At 37.3% G+C, this 26822-nt stretch carries 26 protein-coding genes; 25 read left to right on the top strand and 1 reads right to left on the bottom strand.

Annotation, left to right across the window (positions count from 1 at the left end):
- A partial coding sequence (locus BN1243_RS22690) for a hypothetical protein (RefSeq protein ID WP_230200206.1) occupies positions 1-322 on the bottom strand: 322 nt, incomplete at its 3' end.
- A gap of 366 nt (positions 323-688) precedes the next feature.
- On the opposite strand from BN1243_RS22690, the gene metG reads away from it, so the two are divergent.
- From metG to yabQ, 25 genes are all read left to right on the top strand, one after another.
- Positions 689-2647: a methionine--tRNA ligase gene (metG, locus tag BN1243_RS14030; RefSeq protein WP_062107799.1), complete on the top strand. Its 1959-nt coding sequence runs from the start codon at positions 689-691 to the stop codon at positions 2645-2647.
- 178 nt (positions 2648-2825) lie between these two features.
- The gene (locus BN1243_RS14025; protein ID WP_062107797.1) at positions 2826-3593 is read left to right on the top strand and encodes a TatD family hydrolase; all 768 of its coding nucleotides are present in this window, start codon (positions 2826-2828) and stop codon (positions 3591-3593) included.
- A 220-nt stretch (positions 3594-3813) separates the two neighbouring features.
- Positions 3814-5043, top strand: a complete 1230-nt coding sequence (locus BN1243_RS14020; RefSeq protein WP_062107795.1) for a G5 and 3D domain-containing protein — start codon at positions 3814-3816, stop codon at positions 5041-5043.
- A 196-nt stretch (positions 5044-5239) separates the two neighbouring features.
- The gene (gene rnmV / locus BN1243_RS14015) at positions 5240-5797 is read left to right on the top strand and encodes a ribonuclease M5 (RefSeq protein ID WP_062110637.1); all 558 of its coding nucleotides are present in this window, start codon (positions 5240-5242) and stop codon (positions 5795-5797) included.
- 1 nt (position 5798) lies between these two features.
- The gene (gene rsmA / locus BN1243_RS14010) at positions 5799-6677 is read left to right on the top strand and encodes a 16S rRNA (adenine(1518)-N(6)/adenine(1519)-N(6))-dimethyltransferase RsmA (RefSeq protein WP_062107793.1); all 879 of its coding nucleotides are present in this window, start codon (positions 5799-5801) and stop codon (positions 6675-6677) included.
- Between the two features lie 85 nt (positions 6678-6762).
- On the top strand, positions 6763-7650 hold the full coding sequence (yabG, locus tag BN1243_RS14005) for a sporulation peptidase YabG (RefSeq protein WP_062110636.1): 888 nt from the start codon (positions 6763-6765) through the stop codon (positions 7648-7650).
- A 315-nt stretch (positions 7651-7965) separates the two neighbouring features.
- The gene (gene veg / locus BN1243_RS14000; protein WP_062107791.1) at positions 7966-8235 is read left to right on the top strand and encodes a biofilm formation stimulator Veg; all 270 of its coding nucleotides are present in this window, start codon (positions 7966-7968) and stop codon (positions 8233-8235) included.
- 146 nt (positions 8236-8381) lie between these two features.
- Entirely contained in the window at positions 8382-8564 is a 183-nt protein-coding gene (locus tag BN1243_RS13995) for a small, acid-soluble spore protein, alpha/beta type (protein WP_062107789.1), read from the top strand.
- Between the two features lie 378 nt (positions 8565-8942).
- A complete protein-coding gene (gene ispE, locus BN1243_RS13990; protein ID WP_062107788.1) occupies positions 8943-9794 on the top strand; it encodes a 4-(cytidine 5'-diphospho)-2-C-methyl-D-erythritol kinase in 852 nt (283 codons plus the stop codon).
- Between the two features lie 93 nt (positions 9795-9887).
- Positions 9888-10721 carry a pur operon repressor gene (gene purR, locus BN1243_RS13985; protein ID WP_062107786.1) on the top strand — a complete coding sequence of 278 codons (834 nt, stop codon included), beginning with the start codon at positions 9888-9890 and terminating at the stop codon, positions 10719-10721.
- Positions 10722-10766: 45 nt separating this feature from the next.
- Complete coding sequence (locus tag BN1243_RS13980) at positions 10767-11141, top strand: RidA family protein (RefSeq protein WP_062107783.1); 375 nt, start codon at positions 10767-10769, stop codon at positions 11139-11141.
- A gap of 116 nt (positions 11142-11257) precedes the next feature.
- Positions 11258-11551: a septation regulator SpoVG gene (gene spoVG, locus BN1243_RS13975; RefSeq protein ID WP_062107780.1), complete on the top strand. Its 294-nt coding sequence runs from the start codon at positions 11258-11260 to the stop codon at positions 11549-11551.
- Between the two features lie 199 nt (positions 11552-11750).
- Entirely contained in the window at positions 11751-13124 is a 1374-nt protein-coding gene (gene glmU / locus BN1243_RS13970) for a bifunctional UDP-N-acetylglucosamine diphosphorylase/glucosamine-1-phosphate N-acetyltransferase GlmU (RefSeq protein ID WP_062107778.1), read from the top strand.
- Positions 13125-13136: 12 nt separating this feature from the next.
- Positions 13137-14096, top strand: a complete 960-nt coding sequence (locus BN1243_RS13965) for a ribose-phosphate diphosphokinase (protein ID WP_062107776.1) — start codon at positions 13137-13139, stop codon at positions 14094-14096.
- A 714-nt stretch (positions 14097-14810) separates the two neighbouring features.
- The gene (locus BN1243_RS13960; protein WP_062107774.1) at positions 14811-15197 is read left to right on the top strand and encodes a hypothetical protein; all 387 of its coding nucleotides are present in this window, start codon (positions 14811-14813) and stop codon (positions 15195-15197) included.
- Positions 15198-16202: 1005 nt separating this feature from the next.
- Positions 16203-16826 (top strand): 50S ribosomal protein L25/general stress protein Ctc, encoded by a 624-nt coding sequence (locus BN1243_RS13955; RefSeq protein ID WP_062110635.1) that lies wholly within the window; start codon positions 16203-16205, stop codon positions 16824-16826.
- Positions 16827-16968: 142 nt separating this feature from the next.
- A complete protein-coding gene (pth, locus tag BN1243_RS13950) occupies positions 16969-17529 on the top strand; it encodes an aminoacyl-tRNA hydrolase (RefSeq protein ID WP_062107772.1) in 561 nt (186 codons plus the stop codon).
- 67 nt (positions 17530-17596) lie between these two features.
- Complete coding sequence (locus tag BN1243_RS13945; protein WP_062107770.1) at positions 17597-17827, top strand: anti-sigma-F factor Fin; 231 nt, start codon at positions 17597-17599, stop codon at positions 17825-17827.
- 169 nt (positions 17828-17996) lie between these two features.
- On the top strand, positions 17997-21509 hold the full coding sequence (gene mfd, locus BN1243_RS13940; RefSeq protein ID WP_062107768.1) for a transcription-repair coupling factor: 3513 nt from the start codon (positions 17997-17999) through the stop codon (positions 21507-21509).
- 233 nt (positions 21510-21742) lie between these two features.
- On the top strand, positions 21743-22279 hold the full coding sequence (spoVT, locus tag BN1243_RS13935) for a stage V sporulation protein T (protein WP_062110633.1): 537 nt from the start codon (positions 21743-21745) through the stop codon (positions 22277-22279).
- A 183-nt stretch (positions 22280-22462) separates the two neighbouring features.
- Positions 22463-24034: a putative polysaccharide biosynthesis protein gene (locus BN1243_RS13930; protein ID WP_062107766.1), complete on the top strand. Its 1572-nt coding sequence runs from the start codon at positions 22463-22465 to the stop codon at positions 24032-24034.
- Positions 24035-24041: 7 nt separating this feature from the next.
- On the top strand, positions 24042-25505 hold the full coding sequence (yabN, locus tag BN1243_RS13925) for a bifunctional methyltransferase/pyrophosphohydrolase YabN (protein WP_062107764.1): 1464 nt from the start codon (positions 24042-24044) through the stop codon (positions 25503-25505).
- A gap of 13 nt (positions 25506-25518) precedes the next feature.
- A complete protein-coding gene (locus BN1243_RS13920; protein WP_062110630.1) occupies positions 25519-25788 on the top strand; it encodes an RNA-binding S4 domain-containing protein in 270 nt (89 codons plus the stop codon).
- 80 nt (positions 25789-25868) lie between these two features.
- Complete coding sequence (gene yabP / locus BN1243_RS13915) at positions 25869-26171, top strand: sporulation protein YabP (RefSeq protein ID WP_062107762.1); 303 nt, start codon at positions 25869-25871, stop codon at positions 26169-26171.
- Positions 26168-26785 (top strand): spore cortex biosynthesis protein YabQ, encoded by a 618-nt coding sequence (yabQ, locus tag BN1243_RS13910; RefSeq protein WP_062107760.1) that lies wholly within the window; start codon positions 26168-26170, stop codon positions 26783-26785. Before yabP ends, yabQ begins: the two co-directional genes overlap by 4 nt.
- Positions 26786-26822: the final 37 nt, after the last annotated feature.

Genomic DNA, 26822 nt, shown 5'->3' with positions numbered 1-26822 from the left:
CGTGCCCGCAATGAGTTGATCTTCTGTGAAACGGTAACGATTGACACTGAATCGTGCCCGCAATGAGTTGATCTTCTGTGAAACGGTAACGATTGACACTGAATCGTGCCCGCAATGAGTTGATCTTCTGTGAAACGGTAACGATTGACACTGAATCGTGCCCGTAATGAGCTGATCTTCTGTGAAACGGTAACGATTGACACTGAATCGTGCCCGTAATGAGCTGATCTTCTATGAAACGGTAACGATTGACACTGAATCGTGCCCGTAATGAACTGATCTTCTGTGAAATAGTAACGATTGTCATTGAATCATGTCCCATTCAGAGAATAAAACGGCACATAAGGGACATGAGAGGCTTTATCATGTCCTTGTTTGTAAAAAAAGGAACTAACGCCATTTGGAAGTTCGGCAAATTTACGCCTCGTAATTTCGAGAGTCTATTTTATATTAATCCACGGGTAGGTAGCAAGGGATTGCTGTCTGCCTTTTATTATGTGTTTTTAATGATTTCTCCCGCAGTCATTGATTTGTAAAGGTTTATCAAAACTTGTATAATTTTATAGCATACATGAGTATATTTTGAAGATACAAAAGGTTATGATGCAATTAAAGGCGGAAGCGTCGCTGGGCGCTGTAACTAGATAATGAAATAGAATCACAATGAAAGAGCTGGAGGGGAACTTAGATGGGAGATCAGAAGAAAACATTTTATTTAACAACTCCAATTTATTATCCGAGCGGAAATTTACATATTGGACATGCTTATACAACAGTAGCTGGGGATGCGATGGCACGCTATAAACGACTTCGCGGCTTTGACGTCATGTATTTGACAGGAACGGATGAACATGGGCAGAAAATCCAACAAAAGGCAACAGAAGCTGGTGTGACACCGCAAGAATATGTCGATAATATTGTGAGCGGAATCCAAGATCTTTGGAAAAAACTTGATATATCTTACGATGATTTTATTCGAACGACAGAAACACGCCATAAGCAAGTTGTCGAAAGGATTTTTAAACGCCTGCTTGACCAAGGAGATATTTATCTTGATGTATATGAAGGCTGGTATTGTACACCATGTGAATCTTTCTTCACGGAGCGTCAATTAGTAAATGGGAACTGTCCTGATTGTGGACGTCCTGTTGAAAAAGTAAAAGAAGAGTCTTATTTCTTTAAAATGAGCAAATACGTCGATCGTTTACTGCAATATTATGAGGAAAATCCTCACTTTATCCAACCAGAATCTCGTAAAAATGAAATGATTAATAATTTTATTAAACCAGGATTGGAAGATTTGGCTGTATCGCGGACGACTTTTGATTGGGGAATTAAAGTTCCTGGGAATCCTAAACATGTCATTTATGTTTGGATTGATGCGTTAACTAACTATATTACAGCTCTTGGCTACGGTACAGGGGACGAGTCGAAATACGAAAAATATTGGCCAGCAGACGTACATCTTGTCGGAAAAGAAATTGTTCGTTTCCACACGATTTATTGGCCGATTATGCTCATGGCGCTCGATTTGCCATTACCAAAGAAAGTTTTTGCTCATGGTTGGCTCCTCATGAAAGATGGAAAAATGTCGAAGTCTAAAGGGAATGTTGTCGATCCTGTCACATTAATTGATCGTTATGGATTGGATGCTCTTCGTTATTATCTTTTAAGAGAAGTTCCATTTGGCTCAGATGGTGTCTTTACACCGGAAGGATTTGTTGAGCGGATTAATTTTGATTTAGCCAATGATCTTGGAAACTTATTAAATCGAACAGTCGCCATGATCAATAAATACTTTGATGGAGAAATTCCTGCATATCAAGGATCTGTGACTACTTTTGATGATGATCTTCGTTCCATGAACGAAGCAACTATTGAAAAATATGAAGAAGCAATGGAGAATATGGAATTCTCTGTCGCACTATCAGCTGTTTGGCAATTAATTAGTAGAACGAATAAATATATTGATGAAACTATGCCATGGGCACTAGCTAAACAGGAAGAGAAGAGAAATGAATTAGGAAGTGTAATGGTGCATCTCGCAGAATCACTGAGAAGAACAGCCATTTTATTAAAGCCATTTTTAACGCAAACTCCTAATAATATCTTTGCCCAACTGAACGTGCAGGAAACTACTTGGGAAAGTCTGTCGAACTTTGGCGCTATTTCGGAAGGAACGGTCGTAGTTAAAAAAGGTGAACCTATTTTCCCACGATTGGATATGGAAGAGGAAATTGCCTATATTAAAGAGCAAATGCAAGGGTCAGCAACTTCCAATAATAATGAAAAAGAGGAAGAACAAGCTTCGGAAGGACAACTGCCTGAAATCACTATCGATGATTTTAGAAAGATCGAATTAAGAGTAGCAGAAGTAATTAGTTGTGAACAAGTTAAAAAGGCTAATAAGTTGTTGAAACTCCAATTAGATCTTGGTTATGAAAAACGCCAAGTTATTTCGGGGATTGCGGAATTTTATAAACCAGAAGATTTAATTGGCAGAAAAGTTATTGTAGTTGCCAACTTAAAGGCTGTTCAGTTGCGTGGAGAATTATCGCAAGGAATGATTCTTGCAGGAGAAAAAGATGGAAAACTTTCTCTTGCATCAGTAGATCAGACGCTAGAAAATGGCGCAATTGTAAACTAAATTTAATATACCATAATTTTCCATAATTATTGAAAACATAATAACATAGGGAGTTTTAAGCGGATTTTATGTTTTTATCCCTTCTCTCTATGTTATTTCTTTGTAATATAAATGTTAGTTGACTGAGATAAATGTTACGAAATTATGGAGTATACTTCTAGGAAGGAGTTTTAGATTAATGTTATTTGATACTCACGTCCATTTAAATGCTGACCAATTTGCTGAGGATTTGGAAGAAACGATTGCTAGAGCGCAAGCAGCTGGTGTTGAGTTTATGACAGTTGTTGGTTTTGATCGTGAAACGATTGAAAAAGCAATTGAGTTAGTTGATCGTTATGATTTTATTTATGCAAGTGTCGGATGGCATCCAGTGGATGCTATTGATATGGAGGACGAAGACCTAGTTTGGCTTGAGGAAGTTGCACAACATCCGAAAGTAGTGGCACTTGGAGAAATGGGATTAGATTACCATTGGGATAAGTCACCAAAGGATATTCAAAAAGCTGTATTCCGTAAACAAATCAAACTAGCAAAAAAGTTAAAATTACCTATCATCATACATAATCGAGATGCTACACAGGATATTCTAGAGATTTTAAAAGAAGAGGATGCAGGAGAAGTCGGTGGGATTATGCATTGTTTCAGTGGAAGTGCTGAAACAGCAAAAGAATGTGTAGACATGAACTTCTACATTTCTCTTGGTGGTCCAGTCACTTTTAAGAATGCTAAAAAGCCAAAAGAGGTGGCAGTTCAAGTTCCAATGGAGCGCTTGCTTATTGAAACAGATTGTCCTTATTTAGCACCACATCCATACCGGGGAAAAAGAAATGAACCGGCTTACGTGAAACTGGTAGCAGAACAAATTGCAGAGTTAAGAGAATTAAGTTTGGAAGAAGTAGCTTCGATTACAACAGCTAACGCAAAAAAAGTATTCGGCATTGATTGATAAAAAACGATGAAAAAAGTGAAAGAGTAGGATCCGTTTTCACAGAAAAACCCGTTAATTCTACAAAACTTAGCTTCTTCCAGATGATATTTGTCGATAACTTTCTCTTTCTTTTTTATAGCAGTCTATGCATAATAGATTTTACCTTGCGAAAGAGATAGGAGTTGACAATTAAAAGACAATCTGTATAATTTCTCGAAGAAGAAGGAGGAGTGTTTTGATGAACACAAATCTCAAGAAAAAATCACTTTTTTCATCGTTAACACGACGAAAAGTAGGGATTTTGATTGCTAGTTTCATAGTTTTTTCCGCTTCTATGACAGTCCTCGCTTTTGAAGGAACGAAAAAAACAGTTGCTCTTACAATTGACGGAGAAGAAGTAGTCGTAAAAACTCATGCTGCAACAGTTGGGGATGTATTACAAGAACAAAATGTGCCTGTAAAGGAAACCGACTATATATCACTTTCACTTGACACTAAACTTGAGGATCAAATAGAAATTAGCTGGGAGCCGGCGAAGCAGATAGCTGTAAAAGATGGCGATGAACAATCATACTATTGGACAACAGCCAAAACTGTGCAGGAATTTCTAGATGAGGAAAATATTAAGATACAAGAACATGATCAATTTAATTTTTCAGTTGAAGATCAAATTAAAGATCAATTAAAATTGGAGATTGATCGTGCTTTTGCATTAACCTTAGCAGATGGCAAGAAGAAAAAGGATGTTTGGTCAACTTCGACTACGGTCGCTGACTTTTTAAAACAACAAGGAATTAAACTCGGCGATTTGGATCGTGTAGAACCAAATCTGAAAGAAGACGTGGAACCAAATAGTACTGTTAAAGTCATCCGCGTTGAAAAGGTCACCGATGTAGTGGAAGAACCGATTGACTATACTGTCGTAACAAAAAAGGATGCTAATCTTTTAAAAGGCACCGAAAAAGTCGTTCAGACTGGTAAAGAAGGTCTGTTGAAAAAAGAGTTTGAAGTAATTAAGGAAAACGGTAAAGAAGTTGACCGAAAGTTAATTGCTGAAAAGACAGTACAAGAAAGTCAAGATAAAGTTGTTGCAGTTGGAACTAAGGTTATTGTTGCACAAGCATCAAGAGGAGTATCCAAGGCAAACACAGCATCTAGTCAGGAGACTCCAAGTGGCGGCAAAGAGATGTATATGAGTGCTACCGCTTACACAGCTAGCTGTAATGGATGTTCTGGTGTTACTGCTACTGGGATTAATTTGCATGCGAATCCAGGTTCCAAAGTTATTGCTGTGGATCCTAACGTGATTCCGCTTGGATCCAAGGTTTGGGTAGAAGGATACGGGTATGCGATAGCTGGCGATACAGGCGGTGCTATTAAAGGAAATCGCATCGACGTTTTTGTTCCGACGAAGGAACAAGCATATCGCTTTGGTAGAAAAAAGGTAAAAATTCGTGTACTAAATTAAATAATTATTTTCGAGGCGGAGAATATAATCTCCGTCTTTTTTTGGATAAGTCAAGTAGAATATTGTATCCTTAAAAAGAGGCTATCTTTTGACCCACTGGCATGTTTCAAAAGATAACCGAAAGGAAGATAGGGGAAAACTATCTCAATACATTAGACGTTTTAAAAATGAAAAAGTTTCACCTTTTGGAGGAAAAATGAAAATAAAAGAAATAATAGTTGTGGAAGGCAAAGATGATACACGAGCAATCCAAAGAGCCGTAGAGGCAGACACGATTGAAACGAACGGATCAGCTGTTTCTTCTGAAACGATCGAAAAAATAAAACTTGCTGAGAAAGTTAGAGGAGTCATTATTTTTACCGACCCTGATTTTCCTGGAGAAAAAATTAGAAAAACGATTGCAGCTCAAGTTCCTGGATGCAAACATGCTTTCATTGAAAAAAGGCACGCCATTTCTAAAAATGGCGATAGTCTAGGTGTAGAGCATGCTTCGCCAACTGTTATCCAAAATGCCCTTAAGGATGCTCACATTATGAGTAATTCCGAACAGGAGATAATATCACAGGCCGATTTAATGGATGCAGGCTTAATTGGAGAGCCGCAATCGAAGGCGCGTAGAGAGCGTCTAGGGGAGTTGTTAAAGATTGGCTATACAAATGGAAAACAACTTCATAAGCGTTTAGTGATGTTTAGAATTTCGCGCGATGAATTTATTAAAGCCGTTCAAGCCGTTTATGAGAAGGAGCAACAGTAATATGCAAAGGGATATTGCAACACCTATAAGGACTAAGGAAATACTAAATAAATATGGCTTTTCGTTTAAAAAGAGCTTGGGACAAAATTTTTTAATTGATTCAAATATATTAAAAAAAATTACAGAAGCAGCCGGATTAACAAAGGAAATAGGAGCGATTGAAATTGGCCCTGGAATTGGGGCATTAACAGAGCATTTAGCTAGAACGAGTGGCAAGGTCGCCGCATTCGAAATTGATAATCGTTTACTCCCTATCCTAAAGGATACGCTATCACCTTATTCTAATGTAACAATCTATCATCAGGATATTTTAAAAGCGGATTTAAAGCCGATCATAGCAGATCAATTTCAAGATATGAAGGATATTATGGTTGTCGCTAATCTCCCTTATTATGTGACAACTCCTATTATTATGAAGCTGCTTGAAGATCATCTTCCAATTAAGGGAATTGTCGTAATGCTGCAAAAGGAAGTTGCTGATCGTATTGCTGCAAATCCTGGTACGAAGAATTATGGATCGCTTTCCATTGCCATTCAATTTTATACTGTTCCAGAAACAGTGATGATTGTGCCTAAGACAGTTTTTATGCCCCAGCCTAATGTTGATTCCGCAGTTATTCGTTTAACGAAGCGAGAACAACCAGCAGTGCATGTAAAGGATGAGCATTTTTTCTTTGAAATTGTTAGGAAGTCCTTCGCCCAGCGCAGGAAAACTATTTTAAATAACTTAGTTAATGGACTTGATAAAGGCAGGGAAAGAAAAGATGAGATCATTGTGGCTCTTGAAGAGTGTGATATCGATCCAGCTAGAAGAGGAGAAACATTAACGATTCAGGAGTTTGGAAAGTTAAGCGACACGTTATTGCCACTTTTTCAGTAAGAATGTCGATCATCCGATGAACAGGCACAAGGCTTGCATGTTTCGCATAGCCTAATCCATAACCGAATTACTCTGTTCATTGGAGTTGACTACTGTGATAGAAGTAAATAAGATTGTTGGTCGCTTATCCCATAATTGTGACATTTTATTCAAAGTGATCGAAATTATGGAGGTTAACGGTCAGAAAGTAGCTATTTTATATGGAGAAGACTACCGTCTGATTGCAGACGCACCTATTGATGACTTAATACCAATAAGTCATTCTGAACAACTACAGAGATCCTCTGAAGTACGCTCATTAGAAGAACAATCCCTCCAGCTATTCAAACAGGATATTGAATTATTACGCAATGAACAAGAATTTAACACTACGGAAGGTTACAAGCAAGACATTAGCTATTTTCAAATACCTGGCCGAATACTGCATCTGGATGGTGACCGCACCTATTTAGATAAATGTCTTGATTTATATGAAAAACTTGGCGTGACTGTTTACGGCGTGCACTGTAATGAAAAGGAAATGCACCAACGCATTGATTCTTTATTGGATTATTATCGACCAGATATTCTCGTTATTACGGGACATGATGCGTATTCAAAGTCAAAAGGAAAAATGATTGACCTAAATGCTTACCGACATTCCAAATATTTTGTCGAAACAGTCAAGCAGGCTCGGAAAAGAAATCCAAATCTTGACCAACTTATTATTTTTGCAGGAGCCTGTCAATCCCATTTTGAATCTCTTATTCATGCAGGAGCTAACTTTGCTAGTTCGCCACTTCGAGTCAATATCCATGCATTAGACCCTGTTTATATAGTAGCTAAAATTTGCTTTACTCCATTTATGGAAAGAATCAATGTTTGGGATGTGCTTAGAAATACGCTTACTGGTGAAAAGGGAATTGGAGGAATTGAAACGAGAGGTGTATTACGAACAGGAATGCCATTTAAGCCTGTTTGGGACGAAGATTGAAAGTGAAAAAAGCATTGGTGCAGATTATGGCTAGTGCTTTTTTACTGTCCAGTTTTGATTGTCTGATCGAGCGAATGACGCTATTGAGTGAGAAGTCAAAGCCCTAAATAACACCTATGTTTATTCGTCTAAGATACTGATTCTTTTTTACTATACATAATAAAAATAAATAAGATCATACTAAAATTGTAGGAAATTGGGCTATATTGTAGATAAAAAAGTGTTGACAACTTTACTGCAATACTGTTAAAATTAATCATTTATTTGACTATTTTTTTCACCTGTGATATACTTATTCTTAGTGAGGTGGAGCCAATGCCAAAAACATTAGCAAGCATTAAGAAATCCCTTGATTCAAATCTGGGTAGGAGATTAATGTTAAAAGCCAATGGAGGCCGCAGGAAAACCATAGAGCGTTCTGGGGTTTTGGCAGAAACTTATCCATCGGTTTTTGTCATCGAATTAGATCAAGAGGAAAATGCATTTGAACGTGTTTCCTATAGCTATGCAGATGTACTTACTGAGACAGTCGAACTTACATTCTTTGAGGATACAGCAGGAAACTTAGCCCTGGGTCAGCAGTAAACTGTTAAGAGTTTACTGCTATTTTTTTGCCTGTTTTGTAATAGGTATACTTAACTGAGCTAAGTTTCACTTTATGTAAAAAGTTGACTCAAATATAATTTTCTCTTTTGCTAACACTATAAAAGCGGGCAAAGGGGGACTTTGTTTTGGGTCGTAGAAAAGGTATCATGTCTGATAAGCTAAAAGTCGAGTTGGCAAAGGAACTTGGTTTTTATGATACAGTCGAGAAAGAGGGCTGGGGTGGAATAAAAGCTAGGGACGCGGGCAATATGGTCAAACGTGCGATTGAAATTGCTGAGCAACAATTAGCTAACAGATCTGAGAATTAATGAAATGATCCATTTGGAGACAAACAACTACCCGCAGACCGAGGCCTTGTGCTTCGGTCTTTTATGTGTAAAGGGCAGTAAATGCATTTTAGTTAATCAAGCGCATTATTATTTGCGTCCGCTGTGATGCGATAAATCGCAAGACGTGTAGTAGAATGTGCAGAACTAAGATAAATTTGAAGACTGGTGACAGGATCTGATTGACACTGTTCAGTCTTGTAATAGTTTTATGGGAAATTTTCTGATAATGTGCCTTTTTTAGAAAAAGGAGCCGGTCCGAAGGCGCATTATCCTGATTATAAATTAGAGGTTTTAGTATATTTGTCTTTCGTGTTAAAATAGGGAAAATGAATTGACGGAAGCAAGCAGGTGAACAGAATGCGACTAATGGTAAAGGCACCAGCAAAGATTAATTTATCCCTTGATGTATTAGGTAAGCGTATGGATGGATACCATGAGGTAGAGATGGTCATGACAACAATTGATTTGGCAGATCGAATTGAACTCGCCAATTTATGTGAAGATCGTATTGAAGTGGTATCCCAAAGTCGTTTTGTCCCCGATGACCAGCGAAATTTGGCTTTTCAAGCAGCCAATCTTCTTAAAAAAAGATTTGGTGTTACAGATGGTGTTCGGATTTCAATTGATAAGGTGATCCCTGTAGCAGCAGGACTTGCGGGTGGTAGTAGTGATGCAGCAGCAACGCTTCGGGGGTTGAATAAATTATGGGGATTAGGATTGTCGATTGATGAGTTAGCACGACTGGGTTCGGAAATAGGCTCAGACGTATCGTTTTGCGTTTATGGTGGCACAGGCTTAGCCCAAGGGCGTGGGGAAAAGGTTACTACATTGCCTGCTCCTCCTAATTGTTGGGTTATATTGGCTAAGCCAGAGATAGGAGTTTCTACGTCTGAAATATATAAAAATGTTGATATGGACAAGGTAACGCACCCAAATACAGGTGCAATGATTAAAGCGTTATATCAACAATCCTATGAAGATGTTTGTCTTCATTTAGGTAATGCTTTGGAAAAGGTTACGTTAAACATGTATCCAGAAGTTGCTTTGATTAAAGAACAGATGGAGAAGTTTGGGGCAGATGCTGTCCTTATGAGTGGAAGTGGTCCAACTGTTTTTGGACTAGTTCAACATGACTCTAGACTTCAACGTGTATATAATGGTTTGCGCGGATTTTGCAACCAAGTTTATGCGGTAAGAATGTTAGGTTGATCGTACAGTTTGAATAAACTTGTCTAAATCCGTACAATCATGTATATTTACTATTATATTATTCGCATTTTTGATTGTGCAGGAGGGTGAAGTATGAAGTTTCGTCGCAGTGAACGTCTTGTAGATATGACACATTACCTATTAAATCATCCGCGGGAACTTGTCTCATTAACTTATTTCTCACAGACTTATCAATCCGCTAAATCATCCATTAGCGAGGATTTAGTGATCATTAAAGAAACGTTTGAAAGTCAGGGGATCGGTACTTTGCAAACAGTACCTGGTGCAGCAGGCGGGGTTAAATATATTCCTAAAATTAAGCTGGAAGAGGCACAAGAATTTATTAACCACTTATGTAAATTAATTGCTGTTCCAGAGAGGTTGTTACCGGGAGGATATTTATATATGACTGATTTACTCGGTGACTCGCAAATTTTAAATCAAGTTGGGAAACTTTTAGCTTCGGCTGTTTCCGAGCGCGAGATAGATGTAATTATGACAGTTGCGACGAAAGGCATACCTATTGCACAAACAATTGCCCATCATTTAAATATTCCATTCGTGATTGTAAGACGTGATAATAAAGTAACTGAAGGATCAACAGTCAGTATTAATTATGTTTCAGGTTCCTCTAAACGAATTCAGATGATGTCCTTATCTAAAAGAAGTTTAACAGAAGGTGCGAAAGTATTGATTGTCGATGACTTTATGAGAGCAGGAGGAACCATCAATGGCATGGTTGACCTTTTAGCTGAATTTAATGCTACTGTTGCAGGAATTGCTGTCTTAGTAGAATCTGAATTCCAAGAAGAAAGATTGATTGATGATTATATTTCCCTTGTAAAACTGACAAATGTAGATATGAGAGAAAAGAATATATCAGTTTCGGAAGGAAATTATTTCTCTAGTCAGGTTGATTTTCTATAATTAGGGAGTAGTTATTAGCAATGAACATAACAGGAGGTATATATGATGAGAGTAGTATCAACAAATAACGCACCTGCGGCGATTGGACCATATTCCCAAGGGATTATTATTAATAACTTATTTTATAGCTCAGGACAAATCCCATTGACACCAGAAGGCGATATTGTTTCTGGCGGTGTTGTGGAACAAACACATCAAGTATTTAGAAATTTAAAAGCAGTATTAGAAGAAGCGGGTGCATCCTTTGAAACTGTAGTAAAAACAACCGTTTTCATTAAAAATATGGATGACTTTGCAACGATTAATGAAGTGTATGCAGAGTATTTTTCAGCACACAAACCAGCACGTTCTTGTGTAGAAGTAGCTAGACTTCCAAAGGATGTACTTTTGGAAATTGAAGTTATTGCTCTAGTTAAATAAACTTTTAAGCGGCGGTTTTAAAAGTTTTTAAAAAATTTATAATTTAAAGAAGGATATTAGCCAAAAGTGTGGAATACATACTTATGTCTATCTTGGAGAAGAAGGTGGTGAGCACAATGGAAGTAACCGATGTGAGATTACGCCGCGTCAACACAGAGGGAAGAATGAGAGCGATTGCATCCATTACCCTTGATGAAGAATTCGTCGTACACGATATTCGTGTAATTGATGGAAACAATGGTTTATTTGTAGCAATGCCTAGCAAACGCACTCCGGATGGAGAATTTCGCGATATTGCTCATCCGATTAATTCGAACACCCGCAGCAAAATCCAGGACGCTGTATTGGCTGAATATCATCGTTTGGGAGAAGTGGAAGAACCGGAACTGGAAGAAGCCGGTGCTTCGTGATCATAGACTGAGAATAAGGGGGTCTGCTTTCGAGCGGGACCCTTTATTTATATTTAATGTTTTCCCTCTAGTGTATACCCCGTGTACCCCAATCTAAACATTTATCCGTCATCTTTTTAACTATATTCTTGCATTTCTTGAAAAAAACCTTCATATAAGATATATTCATTAATGGAAAAACGTTATTGGAGGGCCGTTTATGGCAAATAGATTCGCTGTTATTCTTGCTGCAGGATTAGGAACCCGTATGAAGTCTAAACATTATAAAGTACTTCATCCAGTATGCGGGAAACCTATGGTAGAGCACATTGTTGATAATATTGCTAAGCTTAATGTCGAGCAGGTTGTAACAGTTGTTGGGCATGGAGCTAATCAAGTTAAAGCCTTATTGAAGGAGAAAAGTGAGTTCGTCATCCAAGAAGAGCAGCTAGGAACTGCTCATGCTGTTATGCAAGCAAAGGAAGTATTGCAAGGTAAAGAGGGAACAACTCTTGTCATTTGTGGAGATACGCCTTTAATCACTATAGAAACGCTAGAAGCTTTATTTGAACAACATGATAAGCTGAAGGCTAAAGCGACGGTTTTGACTGCCTTTGCTGAAAACCCGACTGGGTACGGTAGAGTCATTCGCGATTCATCTGGAAATGTTGATAAAATAGTAGAACATAAAGATGCCAGTGATGAAGAGAAAAAGGTTAAAGAAATAAATACAGGAATGTATTGTTTTGATAATCAAGTTTTGTTTGAGGCAATCTCTGAAGTTTCGAATGAAAACGCACAAGGGGAATACTATCTCACAGACATAATTGAAATTCTTAAGTCGAAACAACAAATTGTTACTGCATTTCAGACTATTGATTTTGATGAAACAATGGGAATTAATGACCGGGTAGCTTTATCAAAAGCAGAAGGAATTATGCGGAAAAGAATAAATGAAAAACATATGATGAATGGTGTAACCATCGTTGACCCTGATAATACTTATATTGATACAAGTGTGAAAATCGGTATGGATACGATCGTTTATCCTGGAACAGTAATTAAAGGAAATACAGTTATTGGAGAAAATTGCGAGATTGGTCCTAATAGCGAGCTCGTAGAAGTGACTGTAGCTTCAGAAACAAGTATTCGACAATCAGTTGTTCATGAGAGTACCGTAGGTTCCCATGTTCATATTGGTCCTTTCGCTCATATTCGACCACAGTCGAATATCCATGATGAAGTGAAAATTGGGAATTTCGTTGAACTAAAAAAGGTGGATTTTGGTAAGGGCTCGAAAGCTTCTCACTTAAGTTATATTGGAGATGCCGAAGTTGGTTCTAACGTAAATTTAGGTTGTGGATCTATCACTGTAAATTATGACGGTAAAAATAAGGCATTAACAAAAATAGAAGATAATGTTTTTGTTGGTTGTAATTCTAATTTGATTGCACCTGTAACGATTGGAAAGGGCGCATATGTGGCAGCTGGTTCAACGATTACAGACGATGTACCAGGAGAGGCTCTATCGATTGCAAGAGCAAGGCAAGTTAATAAAGAGGGTTATGTCAAGAAATTAAATTCCAAGAATTAATGGAGGTCTATCATGTCAATTCAAAATCTTGACCCAAGTTTAAGAATATTTTCTTTGAGTTCTAATCGAGCATTGGCAGAGGAAATGGCAAGTATCGTTGGTTTAGAACTAGGAAAATGTTCAGTAAATCGGTTTAGTGATGGAGAAATTCAAATTAACATTGAAGAAAGTATTCGCGGTTGCGATGTATACATCGTTCAATCAACTAGTTCACCTGTTAATAATAATTTGATGGAATTGTTGATTATGATTGATGCGTTAAAGCGTGCATCAGCGAGAACTATAAATCTCGTCATGCCTTATTATGGGTATGCCCGCCAAGATCGCAAGGCGAGAGCGCGTGAACCTATTACAGCTAAACTAGTTGCCAATTTAATTGAAACAGCTGGCGCAACTAGAGTGATTACTCTTGACCTCCATGCACCTCAAATTCAAGGATTTTTTGATATTCCTATCGATCATTTAATGGGAGTACCAATTCTTGGAGATTATTTTAAGGCGAAAAATTACCACAAAGATGATCTTGTCATTGTTTCCCCAGATCATGGCGGTGTAACGCGTGCAAGAAAACTTGCTGACCGCTTAAAAGCACCAATTGCCATTATCGATAAACGTAGACCGCGCCCAAATGTAGCTGAAGTAATGAATATAGTCGGAAATGTAGAAGGAAAAACAGCTATTTTGATCGATGATATTATTGATACAGCTGGAACAATTACACTAGCTGCTAAGGCACTGGCTGAAAATGGCGCAAAAGAGGTATTTGCATGCTGCACACATCCTGTTCTTTCTGGCCCTGCAATAGAAAGAATTGAAAGCTCAAATATCAAGGAATTAGTTGTAACCAATTCAATCGCTCTTCCTGAAGAGAAGAAAATTGGTAAGATCAAAGAACTATCTGTAGCATCGTTACTAAGTGAAGCGATTATCCGAGTACATGAGAATCTGTCTGTAAGTACTTTGTTTGATTAATTAGAACGCAAAGCTTCTAATGAAAAGAGGGTATGAGCAACTACCCTTAAAGAAAGAAGTCTGTTTTAAATTAGATGTTGATCTGCGATCCAGGCGCTTCGCTTCAATCAACGTCTTAAAACCCAAAGCCACTTCTAAGATAAATAAAATAGGTATAGCTTCGGTAATTTCGGAGCTATACCTTTTGGTGTTTCCAATTTTAACAACACGTTATTTCCTTTTTAAACGTTTTCCCTCTCCAACTGAAATTATAAGCTATTACCATAATGTTATCATCCGTATCAAATATAAATTCATATTCTAAATGAGTTTCGTCTTTATACGAGATAAATATTGCATATTTCCCTCGCATCCTTATATATCTGATTTCCCTTTTTGCTATATTTTGATTGAATCAATTTTCAATTTGTCTTACTGTTTCTATGTTGATTGATAATAAGCTACGAAAGTCACTATGGAAATTGTGCTAAAAATTATTACTAAACTTGTAATTATAGTTGTATGATCCAATATTAATTTATCCAAAAGAACAGTTAAATTTGATGAAACTGGTGTCGGTAGGTTACATTCAGAAAGAAATTTACCGAAAACAGAACTATGATGTTTGGCTAAGAAAGCATTATCGGCAATGTTTTATATCATCCATCCTCGAATATGAGAATATTTATGAAAGAGCAACATATTATCTTAATAACATGTAAAGGAGGAATTATTTTGAAAAAGAATCTATTCATAATTCTATCAGTTTCTTTAATAGCTATAGGAGCATTTTTTATTTTTCAATTAGACGATAAGTCTATCGCTAAAACTCAAAATAAATTAGAAGAACTAAAAGAGGGGAATGATATATTAAAAAAAATAGATGAAACAAAATTATCTGATCAAGTTCTAAAAACTTTAAAAGATAATGGATATAACCCTACGGGTGTTATTGGATATCAAATATATCCGGATCAAAGTCTAATTCTTATTTCTATGGAAAGCACAGATGATACAAATAAACGGAATACAGAAAAAGATATTCAAGAAATTGTTGATAAGGTTGCTGCGAAAAATAACTTTGATTCATTTATAGTTGAAATATTAACCGAAGAAGATTAAAAAAGATAATTATTTGAACTGCCCCCCAATTGTTGGACACAATCTAAAATTGGGAGTCCAATTTTTACATGACTGAATTTATTGTTGGACTTAAAATCGATACAAATTATGAAGTTGTATGTATGTGGATCAAACGATTTGAATATCATCCTATTTTCCTCCCTTTTAATTTTGCGTTTTGCTTATTGTTTATAATTCAACATAAAATTCAAAACACCCCCCCATTTTTCTGAAATTTCCCATGTGTAAAACACTAGGTGTACTTTTGCATCTTCCATTAACTAGGAGAATAACATTTAAATTTAGAAATAGTGGTTTCATTAGTGTCTCTCTTAGTCCACTGAAACCTCTCTTAGCATTGTAAATCATCGTTTTTTTGCTGTTTACTAGTTCCAGCAGAAAGGCAACTAGGCCCTTTTATTTTTAGGGGGAAATTCGTAATGCAGGTAGACGTATAGAGAGGGATTTTGAATGGATTGGTTATAGTCATGGTTTGCCCTCTCCCTAGTTGCTGGGGCGTTTTATAACTTCTAAGAAGTAAAAAAGGAGAACAAAGGAATTGAAAAATTAGAAGAGGAAGTATATAAAAGATTTCTACTAAGGGTGCTTTTGTTAAATATCCTCTTGAGGGTTAGCCTGTTAGCGATAATTCCTCACCAATTTTTGAGGCATTATACCTTTTTACAAAACAATGATAGAAGTGGATACTTTTTAAAATTACTGTTGATTGGCGCGGAAGACCTTGAGACTCCTGCGGGAGTAAGGAACAGGAGAGACCCCACAGGCGCTTGCGCCGAGGAGGCTCCCCGGACCGCCCGCGGAAAGCGAAAGGTCTGGAGCGCCAACCAACAACCAAGTTTGGTAACTTTTAATTTAAAGGTAACTCTTCGGCACTCCCCCTAGTGTTGCCCATCCGTTATTAAATCTTTTCATTAGAAGTTTATTCCGCTATATGATAGGGTAATATTAATGATATAAATTTACATTGGGAAGGTCGTGTTATTGATGAGTACAGTATTAGCTGCAAAAGATCGAGAGCATGGACGTCGTTCTCTATTAAATCAGATTCGTAATAGAGGAGACATTCCAGGAATTGTGTATGGATATCAGACAACAAATACACCTATCTATGTAAACGGTTCCGAATTCATTAAAACAATGAGAGAAGTTGGGCGGAATGGGGTTATTTCTTTAGACCTTAATGGAAAAAAGGTCAATGCTATTCTTCATGAATACCAAGAAGACCCGATTAAAAATGAAGTGATTCATGCCGACTTCCTTGCGGTTGACATGAAGCAAGAAATTGAGGCGCTTGTAAGAGTAGGGTTATTAGGTGAAGATGTGAATAGAGGGGGAGGAGTTGTTCAACAAATTCTATACGAATTATCAGTAACAGCAACTCCGAATAAAATACCTGAAGCATTTGAAGTGGATATTACGAATTTAGAAATCGGTGACTCCATTACAATAGGCGATATCAGGTCTAACTATGATATTACGATTAATCATGATGATATTGAAGCCATTGTTACAGTACAACCACCAAGAGTAGAAGAGGAAGAGCCTCAAACTCAGGAGAATGCAGAGCCTGATGTAATTGGTAAAGAATCTAATTCGAACGAAGAATAAAAAGATTGCTTATGCGCAGCTATATGAGGCTGCGCATATTACTGTGAAATAGAAAAAAATCACATGCCAGAATGCGAGTTTTTCTGTATAATAAAAAGGGTTATGAATAAACAGTGATGTTGATCTTACTGGAGTGTATAGGATGAAGTTAATTGTTGGATTAGGAAATCCAGGTGTTCCTTATCGGCAAACGAGACATAATATAGGTTTCGAGGTTATTGATGAATTAGCAAATAGGTATGGAGCTTCATTAGATAAGTCTAAATTTAATGGGCTATACTCAATGATTCACAAAAATGGCGAAAAAGTGATTTTATTGAAACCTATGACATATATGAATTTATCAGGTGAATCGATCCGGCCGATGATGGATTACTATGATATTGGGATAAATGAAATAACGATTATTTACGATGATCTAGATTTACCTGTTGGAAAAATTCGGCTTAGGCAAAAGGGAAGTGCTGGGGGCCATAATGGAATAAAGTCCACTATTCAACATTTAGGGACTCAGCAGTTTAATCGGATTAGGATCGGTATAGATCGACCACCAGCAGGAATGGCTGTGCCTGATTACGTATTAGGGAAATTTTCGAAAGAGGATAGATCCGTAATGGAAACAGCAGTTATAAAAAGCGCAGATGCATGTGAACTATGGCTTAGTAAGCCATTTCTTGAAGTAATGAATCAATTTAATGCATAGAATAAGAATAACTCCTTGAAATCGTGTTCATACTATATGAACTGAATGTAATCAAGGAGGACGAACAATGATTGTTCATTATTATTGCCGTCATTGTACAGCAGATATTGGCACGATTGATAGTTCCTCTCTAACGGAGGAGCAACTCGGTATTCAAACGCTATCAGAAAATGAAAAACAGGAAATGGTTTCGTACGGGGCAAATGGTGATATACGCATCCAGACTATTTGCGAAAATTGCCAAGAGGCTCTCGAGGAAAATCCCGATTTACATCAGTACGACTATCTAATTCATTAGAAGCTTTGGAATGCATCCAAAGCATTTTTCTGTTACGAGATAGTATACCTATCTTAAGTTTGAATATTGAGTCATAGTCTACTGTTGACGTGTCGAAATAATCATTTTTATAGATAAAGGTGGCATGACAGAAACTAGCCACCTTTCCACTGACAAAAAGGAGTAAGACATGCAAGCGATAGCAAATTTGATATTAGAACAAGATGAAATGCAAACAATTATTTCCGGGGTGGAAGAAAACCTCGGTGAACAATTAGTCTCTGGTTTGTCAGGGTCTGCAAGATCTATTTTTATTGCGGCCACAGCAGAAAAAACAGGGAAATCAATTATTGTCGTTACTCACAATCTACTGCAGGCACAAAAGATTTACGAAGATTTAACCCAATTCATGGATGAGAGTCGACTTTTTCTTTATCCATCTAATGAATTGATCGCTGCAGAAATTGGTGTAGCAAGTCCGGAACTTCGTGCTCAGCGAATTGAGACGCTTAATTATATGGTTTCTGGTAAGCAGGGTGTTTTTGTCGTTCCAATGGCGGGGCTGCGAAGGATGTTGCCTTCCCCTGAGCTATGGAGGAAATACCAACTATCCATTGGAGTTGGGCAAGATCTCAATCTTGAAGAAACTATCTTAACCCTAGTTCAGATGGGCTATCAACGAACAGAAATGGTTAGCGCTCCTGGCGACTTTAGTGTTCGTGGCGGGATCGTTGATATTTATCCACTTACAGAAACTGATCCACTTCGAATAGAACTTTTCGATACTGAAGTAGATTCGATTCGTACGTTTTCTTTAGATGATCAAAGATCTAAAGAAAAAAGGGAGCAAGTTATTATTGGTCCTGCAACAGAGATGATTGTAGATGAAAGTCAATTTGGAGAAATTGCGAAAGAATTGGAAATTGACCTAGCTCAATCTTTAAAACGCTTGAAAAGTCAAAGTGCTAAAGAAAGAATGGCGGAAAATATTGGTCATGATTTGGAACAATTAAGAAATGGCCAAAAACCTGAACAGTTTTTTAAATATCTTACCTATGCTTATAAACCCGCTGTTAGTTTGCTAGATTATCTATCTAGCAACGGAGTACTTATTTTCGACGAGATGAGTCGTATTCAGGAGATGAATGAAAGATTAGAAAAAGAAGAGGCGGAATGGTATACGTCTCTACTTGAGCATGGAGAAATTATTCATGATCTATTAATTTCCCATCCTTTTAGTCATTTAATAGCGAATCAGCGTTTTCCTAAAATTTATATGTCTTTATTTTTACGTCATATTCCAAATACAAACCCACAAAATATTTCCAATATACCATGTAAACTAATGCAAAATTTCCATGGGCAGATGCACTTACTCAAAGGGGAAGTTGATCGCTGGATTAATCAACAATTTTCGGTCTTCTTTTTAGCCCCTAATATAGAAAGAGCGAATAAGTTACACTCTGTTTTAGAGGATTATGAAATTGAGGCGTCACTAGTAAGCAACGGGTCTTTTCCACATTCCGGTATCCATATTATTCAAGGGGCTTTAAACACAGGGTTTGAACTGTCATCAGCAAAAATTGTTGTCATTACAGAAGAGGAAATTTTCAATAAAAAGACACGGAAGGCAAAACGAAGACAAAAGCTTTCTAATGCTGAGCGGATTAAAAGCTATTCGGAATTACAAGTTGGAGATTATGTAGTACATGTGAATCACGGGATCGGAAAGTATTTAGGAATGGAAACCTTGGTCATCAATGGTGTGCATAAGGATTACCTTCACCTAAGGTATCAAGGCAGCGATAAGCTTTATGTCCCTGTGGATCAAATTGATCTTGTTCAAAAGTATGTAGGTTCTGAAGGTAAAGAGCCTAAAGTATATAAATTGGGCGGTAGTGATTGGAAACGAGTTAAGAAAAAAGTTGAATCCTCTGTTAAGGATATTGCCGATGATTTAATTAAGTTGTATGCAGAGAGAGAAGCTTCAAAAGGTTATTCTTTTGCACCCGATGGAGACATGCAACGCGAATTTGAAGCTTCCTTCCCATATCAAGAAACTGAAGATCAACTTCGATCTATTGTTGAGATTAAACGTGATATGGAGAAAGAGCGGCCGATGGATCGGCTTTTATGCGGTGATGTCGGTTATGGAAAGACCGAAGTAGCGATTCGTGCTGCTTTTAAAGCAATTGCAGACGGTAAACAAGTTGCATTTCTCGTACCAACAACGATTTTGGCACAGCAACACTTTGAAACGATTAAAGAGCGATTTCAAGATTACCCAATCAATATCGGGCTGTTAAGTCGTTTCCGAACAAAAAAGCAAATGACAGAAACGGCAAAGGGATTAAAAAATGGCACGGTTGATATTGTAGTTGGAACCCATCGACTATTATCAAAGGATATCCAGTTTGCTGATATTGGACTTTTAATTGTCGATGAGGAGCAAAGATTTGGAGTTACACATAAGGAAAAGTTAAAACAGCTAAAGGCAAATATTGATGTATTAACTTTAACAGCGACTCCAATCCCGAGGACTCTCCATATGTCAATGCTAGGTGTTCGCGATTTATCTGTTATTGAAACTCCACCGGAAAATCGCTTTCCAATTCAAACATATGTGATGGAATATAATGGGGCGCTTGTGAAAGAAGCAATTGAAAGAGAAATGGCGAGAGATGGGCAAATCTACTTTCTATATAATCGTGTTGAAGATATTGAGAGAAAGGCTGAAGAGATTTCGATGCTTGTCCCAGATGCAAGAGTTGCTTATGCGCATGGACAAATGACTGAATCGGAACTGGAGTCTGTCATCTTAAGTTTCTTAGATGGAGAATTTGATGTGCTTGTGACAACTACAATTATTGAAACTGGCGTTGATATACCAAACGTTAATACGTTAATTGTCCATGATGCTGATAAGATGGGGCTATCACAACTTTATCAGCTAAGAGGTCGTGTTGGTCGTTCCAATCGTATTGCCTATGCGTATTTTACGTATAGAAGGAATAAGGTCTTAACGGAGGTAGCTGAAAAGAGATTACAGTCTATCAAGGAATTTACGGAGTTAGGCTCTGGGTTTAAAATTGCTATGCGCGATTTGTCGATCAGAGGTGCAGGTAATTTGTTAGGAGCACAACAACATGGATTTATTGATTCTGTTGGTTTTGATTTATACTCACAAATGCTGAAAGAAGCGATTGACGAACGCATAGGTGATGTTCATAAAAAACAACTACCTTCTTTTGAGGTTGAGTTAGATATAGATGCTTATATTCCGGACGATTATATAAAGGATGGGCATCAGAAAATTGAAATGTACAAGCGATTTAGAAACATCGAAACTCTTGAGGAACTAGAGGAACTGCAAGAAGAAATGATTGACCGCTTTGGTGATTACTCTAAAGAGGTTGGTTATCTATTTACTGTTGCTGAGATGAAGATTTATGCGAAGGAAGCTAAGCTTGAATCGATAAAACAGTCAAAGTCGGAAATCACTATTCGTATGACAGAGGAAGGAACAGGAGAAATAGATGGCTCCAAAGTGTTCAAAATCTGTAATCGCTATGGACGGATGGCTGGTCTCGGGATGGAAGGTACCCAATTAAAAATTACCCTTCAAGTTGGGAAAGTTCCTCAGGATGAATGGCTGAATATTGCTAAGGAAATTACAAAAGATTTAAAAATGGCTAAGAAATAACACAAGAGTTGCTACAGGTCTTCATAAGTATTTCCATCAGTTGATGATAAAAAATGATCAAATAATGTATAGAACTTTCCATATGAAAGATACTAAATTTAATCACCGATGGAAAATTAATCAAACAGAAGCTTACAATTAACTAACATATCGGGTATCAGCCTTTTATAGAACGGCAAGGTACGAGTTTTGTGGCTTCGGTAAATCATCTGATGAAAGTGAGGCAGCTTATGATGAAAGCAACTGGAATCGTTCGTCGAATTGATGATTTGGGTAGGGTGGTAATCCCAAAAGAAATTCGTAGGACTTTGAGAATTCGAGAAGGAGATCCACTTGAAATCTTTGTTGATCGGGATGGAGAGGTTATTTTAAAAAAGTATTCACCTATTAGTGAATTGGGAGATTTTGCGAAAGAGTATGGAGAGGCCTTATTCGAAAGTTTGGGTAGTTCTATTTTGATATGCGATCGGGATGCGGTAATCGCTGTAGCAGGAACATCGAAAAAGGAATATTTAAATAAGCATAATGGAGAGGTTATTGAAAAGGCAATGGCCAATCGTGCCTCTTATCTTGAGAAAAATGTGGGGAACGCCGCTCTTATTGAAGGTCATCAAGAAGAAATAACCTCATATGCAATTTCCCCGATCGTAGCAAGCGGTGATCCGATCGGAGCAGTTGTCATCTTCTCAAAGGATCGGACAATTGGCGAAATTGAACAAAAGTCAGCTGAAACAGCAGCAAGCTTTCTTGCTAGGCAAATGGAAAGCTAAGTTTGCTAAAACCCGGACAGAAGCCCATTTCTGTCCGGGTTTTGTTTAATAGAAATGAAAATGTCTCGTTTATCCCGCATTAACTGGCTGTAAGACTCCCACTGATCGAAGTTTCACTTTATATTTATGCTATAATGGTTTTGGTAAAAAATAGTAGTGTATTTTGAAGATCGGAGTTTGCCTATGGATCAATCGAATCAGTATTTGAAAGGGGCATTCATTTTAACAAGCGCAGCATTAATAGTAAAAATTTTAAGTGCAGTTTATCGGGTGCCCTTCCAAAATATCGTCGGAGATATCGGATTTTATATATATCAACAGGTTTATCCGATTTACGGTATAGCTTTGATACTCGCAACATCTGGTTTTCCTGTTATCATTTCAAAGTTAGCGGCAGAAAGTGAATCAGACGATCGAAAACATTTAGCCCATACGATGCAAGCTGCATTTTTAACCCTTCTCATTGTCGGGATTTTTTTATTCTGCTTATTTTTTTTCGGTTCCGATATTATTGCAGGATTTATGGGAGATCAGTTATTAGCTCCATTAGTTAGAATTAGCTCTTATATGTTTTTATTTTTGCCATTTTTTTCACTTGGACGGGGTTATTTTCAAAGTGTCGGAGTAATGGTTCCGACGGCAATTAGCCAAGTTACGGAACAATCAGTCCGGGTCATTATTATCATTTTAACAGCCTTTTTACTAGTTAAAAATGGTGAGTCTCTTTACAAAGTTGGTACTGGTGCCATTACGGGCTCCTTAATAGGTGGAGTTTGCGGAATATTAGTGTTGCTTTTCTTTGCAATGAAGAGAACGGTTCTGCCGTTTTTATTTGTGAAGGGTCTTTCAGTTAAAAAGTTTTACAGAACGGCTCAAATTGTTCTTATTCACGGGATGATAATTTCCCTGAGTGGAATGATCCTAATCTTATTTCAAATGATTGATTCTTTTAGTATATATTCAATACTCGTTAAATCTGGATATGCAGTTGAAGAGGCAAAAGCGATAAAGGGAGTCTTTGATAGGGGACAGCCTCTTCTTCAACTGGGGACCGTAGCCGCCTCTTCTTTTTCTTTGGCACTAGTTCCTTTAATTGCAACAGCATGGAGGAATAACGATAAAGAAACCATTAACCGAAAAGCAGAAAGTGCCATTAAAATCACAACTGTGATCGGTTTAGGTGCGACGGTAGGTCTTGTCAATATTATGAGGCCGACAAATAGCATGTTATTTTCCACTGTTGATGGTTCTGCTGTTTTGTCTGTTTTGGTAGTGACAATATTTTTTAGTTCTCTTATCTTAGTCTGTTCTGGAGTTTTGCAAGGCTTTGGCCAAGTGGGTACACTAGCTAAATATATTGTCGTCGGTTTATTCGTTAAGGCTGTTGGTAATTTCATATTAATACCAATACTTGCGACTATGGGAGCAGCTATTTCCACTTTAATAGGAGTTCTAGTGATGGCGATCCTATTTTTAGCAAATTTAAATAGAAGGATCCATGTTTTGCGAACGCTAACGGCAATATGGAAACCTCTTTTTTTAGCCAGCATACTTATGACAGTTACTTTACAATTGTGGATGCTTTTATTATCCAATTTTGAGCCTAGTCGATTACTAAACACCTTTATAGCTTTATCCAGTGTAATGATTGGAGCGGCTATATATTTAGGGATAATAATGAAATTTGCAGTTCTTTCAGAAGAAGAGCTTGCTCTAATCCCTTTCGGAGATAAATTTTATAAGAGTAGGAAGTGATGAAAAAATGGGTAAACAAATTACAGTCCTTGGTCTTGGTGCAGGTGATTTGGATCAGTTGCCATTAGGAGTTTATAAAGCATTAAAACAGGCAACTTCCCTATTTTTACGAACGAAAGAGCATCCTGTTGTCGAAATGCTTTCAGAGGAAAAAGTGATTTTTCACTCTTTTGACGATGTGTACGAAAGACATGATGATTTTCCATCAGTCTATGAAGAAATATCAGAGATATTATTAGATAAGGCTGAGCATGAGGAAATTACATACGCTGTTCCAGGACATCCGATGATTGCAGAAAAAACAGTGCAATTATTACTAGAAAGGGGATATAGCCGGGGAATTGAAGTGAAGGTTATCGGAGGTCAGAGCTTTCTAGACAGTTTCTTTACGGCAGTCCAAATGGACCCGATTGATGGATTCCAACTACTTGATGGGACTTCACTTCAAAAGGATGACATCCAAATAAATCAGCATTTGATTATCGCTCAAGTTTATGATGCATTTGTAGCTTCAGAGGTAAAATTAACACTAATGGAGAAATATCCAGACGATTATGAAGTGACGATCGTTACAGGAGCAGGCAGCCAACATGAACAAATAAAAAGGCTGCCACTTTATGAGTTAGATCGTCAAGTGAAATTGGATAATTTAACGAGTCTATATGTACCGCCTATTCAGAAAATGGATCTTACATATAAGGAATTTTCTACATTGAGAAGAATCATCACCACATTGCGAGGACCGAATGGTTGCCCTTGGGATAAAAAGCAGACTCATTTATCTCTAAAAAAATATTTAATCGAAGAAGCATATGAACTTTTGCATGCCATTGATCAAGATGATATTGATAATATTGTAGAGGAGTTAGGAGATGTTCTTCTCCAAATTATGTTACATTCCCAAATTGGAGAGGAAGATGGGATGTTCTCCATTGAGGATGTCATAGAGACCCTATCTGCTAAAATGATACGTCGCCATCCACATGTCTTCGGCGAGGAAGAAGTAGCAAATTCGGATGAAGTACTAGTTAATTGGGAAAAAATTAAAGAAGCAGAAAAAGAAGAAAGGATAACTGACCAATCTGTTCTTTCTGAAGTCGATAAAGGATTGCCAGCCCTTATAAATGCCTATGAGTATCAAAAGCGGGCTGCAAAGGTAGGTTTCGATTGGGAAAAGGCAGATGAAGCATTTGAAAAAGTTCAAGAAGAATTGCAGGAATTTCAGGTTGAGTTGGCGAAAGGAAATAAGCAAGAGCAAATGAAAGAGTTAGGGGATCTATTGTTCTCTATCGTTAATGTTTCTCGCCTCTTAAATATTCACCCAGAAGAAGCTCTTCAAACTTCTAACGAAAAGTTTCTTTCCAGATTCTCCTATGTAGAAAAGAAAGTGAAAGAAAGTGGGAAACCTTTTAAGGAATACAGCTTAGATCAATTAGATGCCTTTTGGAATGAAGCGAAGAAAAAGAGGTGATAGTATGGCAACTATGCGTTTAGACAAGTTTCTTAAAGTATCTCGGCTCATTAAGAGACGGACATTAGCAAAGGAAGTAGCGGACAAAGGACGAATTTTAATTAATGGACAACAAGCAAAGGCAAGCTCTAATGTAAAAGTAGGAGATGAACTAGAAATTCGCTTTGGACAAAAACTTGTGACAGCAAAGATCAACGAACTTCAAGAATCTACTAAAAAAGAAGATGCAGCAAGTATGTACACAATAGTGAAAGAAGAACGTCTCTCTGAAGAAGCAGAGTAAAACGTCACCCATGCTTGTTCTAATTCATTCTATTTCCTCATAAGTATTAAATAAATTTAGTACAAAAATGAGGGATGAAAATGAACCAATATCATGAGTCTATGTCGCCTAAAGGAGCTATACCTGAACATGACATTACGATGAGAGGCAGAAAAATACTCGATATTACTGGTGTTAAGCATGTGGAAAGCTTTGATAATGAGGAATTTTTGTTGGAAACGACGATGGGATTCTTATCGATTCATGGGCAAAATTTGCAGATGAAAAATCTCGACGTTGATAAAGGGATTGTATCGATAAAAGGGAAAATTTATGATCTAGTTTATTTAGATGATCATACTGGGGAGAAGGCTAAAGGCTTCTTTGGCAAGTTATTCAGATGACATTATCGACTCAATTTTACACCATGCTTGCCATGATCGGGATGGGAAGCATCTTTGGTGCATCACTGGATACGTACCAACGCTTTTTAAAAAGAGGACGTCGAAAACAATTTTTTGTGTTTTTAAATGATATCCTTTTTTGGGTGTTGCAAGGCTTTGTTATCTTTTATGTCCTATTCCTTGTCAATTACGGTGAGATACGCTTTTATCTTCTGTTAGCACTACTCTGCGGTTTTGCTGCCTATCAGGCCTTAATCAAGCGTATTTACTTATATATGCTTGAGAGAATTATTCGTTTCGTAAAGGCAACGATATCGTTTATAAAAAGACTTTTCATTATTTTGATTTACCGTCCAATTAAAGGAATTGTTCTTCTTCTCCTATCGGTTTTATTGTTTTTTGGACGAGTTTGTCTTACCCTTGTAAAAGTGACTGGAACCGTGTTACTATGGGTACTAAAGGTCATTGGATATCCCTTCCTCCTAATTGGAAAGGGACTTCTGTATCTCATTCCTGAATCGTGGAAGAAATTGTTTCAAAAAGTATACAAGCTGCTTCGGCAATATATTATACTGTTTATAAATTTTATTAGAAATCCCTTTAAATGGAAGTGACAAAAGGATTTTAAATACCTCGATCATTTATTATTCA

The organism is Bacillus niameyensis (genome assembly GCF_001375535.1).
Classification (GTDB): domain Bacteria; phylum Bacillota; class Bacilli; order Bacillales; family Bacillaceae_C; genus Lederbergia; species Lederbergia niameyensis.
Note: the sequence above shows the minus strand (reverse complement) of the source record. Positions and strands in the feature narration are given on the sequence as shown.

Excerpts from the sequence above, each read along its gene's own strand:
- metG (WP_062107799.1), top strand. The coding sequence starts at position 689 with ATGGGAGATCAGAAGAAAACATTTTATTTAACAACTCCAATTTATTAT.
- BN1243_RS14025 (WP_062107797.1), top strand. The coding sequence starts at position 2,826 with ATGTTATTTGATACTCACGTCCATTTAAATGCTGACCAATTTGCTGAG.
- BN1243_RS14020 (WP_062107795.1), top strand. The coding sequence starts at position 3,814 with ATGAACACAAATCTCAAGAAAAAATCACTTTTTTCATCGTTAACACGA.
- rnmV (WP_062110637.1), top strand. The coding sequence starts at position 5,240 with ATGAAAATAAAAGAAATAATAGTTGTGGAAGGCAAAGATGATACACGA.
- rsmA (WP_062107793.1), top strand. The coding sequence starts at position 5,799 with ATGCAAAGGGATATTGCAACACCTATAAGGACTAAGGAAATACTAAAT.
- veg (WP_062107791.1), top strand. The coding sequence starts at position 7,966 with ATGCCAAAAACATTAGCAAGCATTAAGAAATCCCTTGATTCAAATCTG.
- ispE (WP_062107788.1), top strand. The coding sequence starts at position 8,943 with ATGCGACTAATGGTAAAGGCACCAGCAAAGATTAATTTATCCCTTGAT.
- purR (WP_062107786.1), top strand. The coding sequence starts at position 9,888 with ATGAAGTTTCGTCGCAGTGAACGTCTTGTAGATATGACACATTACCTA.
- BN1243_RS13980 (WP_062107783.1), top strand. The coding sequence starts at position 10,767 with ATGAGAGTAGTATCAACAAATAACGCACCTGCGGCGATTGGACCATAT.
- spoVG (WP_062107780.1), top strand. The coding sequence starts at position 11,258 with ATGGAAGTAACCGATGTGAGATTACGCCGCGTCAACACAGAGGGAAGA.
- glmU (WP_062107778.1), top strand. The coding sequence starts at position 11,751 with ATGGCAAATAGATTCGCTGTTATTCTTGCTGCAGGATTAGGAACCCGT.
- BN1243_RS13965 (WP_062107776.1), top strand. The coding sequence starts at position 13,137 with ATGTCAATTCAAAATCTTGACCCAAGTTTAAGAATATTTTCTTTGAGT.
- BN1243_RS13955 (WP_062110635.1), top strand. The coding sequence starts at position 16,203 with ATGAGTACAGTATTAGCTGCAAAAGATCGAGAGCATGGACGTCGTTCT.
- pth (WP_062107772.1), top strand. The coding sequence starts at position 16,969 with ATGAAGTTAATTGTTGGATTAGGAAATCCAGGTGTTCCTTATCGGCAA.
- BN1243_RS13945 (WP_062107770.1), top strand. The coding sequence starts at position 17,597 with ATGATTGTTCATTATTATTGCCGTCATTGTACAGCAGATATTGGCACG.
- mfd (WP_062107768.1), top strand. The coding sequence starts at position 17,997 with ATGCAAGCGATAGCAAATTTGATATTAGAACAAGATGAAATGCAAACA.
- spoVT (WP_062110633.1), top strand. The coding sequence starts at position 21,743 with ATGAAAGCAACTGGAATCGTTCGTCGAATTGATGATTTGGGTAGGGTG.
- BN1243_RS13930 (WP_062107766.1), top strand. The coding sequence starts at position 22,463 with ATGGATCAATCGAATCAGTATTTGAAAGGGGCATTCATTTTAACAAGC.
- yabN (WP_062107764.1), top strand. The coding sequence starts at position 24,042 with ATGGGTAAACAAATTACAGTCCTTGGTCTTGGTGCAGGTGATTTGGAT.
- BN1243_RS13920 (WP_062110630.1), top strand. The coding sequence starts at position 25,519 with ATGCGTTTAGACAAGTTTCTTAAAGTATCTCGGCTCATTAAGAGACGG.
- yabP (WP_062107762.1), top strand. The coding sequence starts at position 25,869 with ATGAACCAATATCATGAGTCTATGTCGCCTAAAGGAGCTATACCTGAA.
- yabQ (WP_062107760.1), top strand. The coding sequence starts at position 26,168 with ATGACATTATCGACTCAATTTTACACCATGCTTGCCATGATCGGGATG.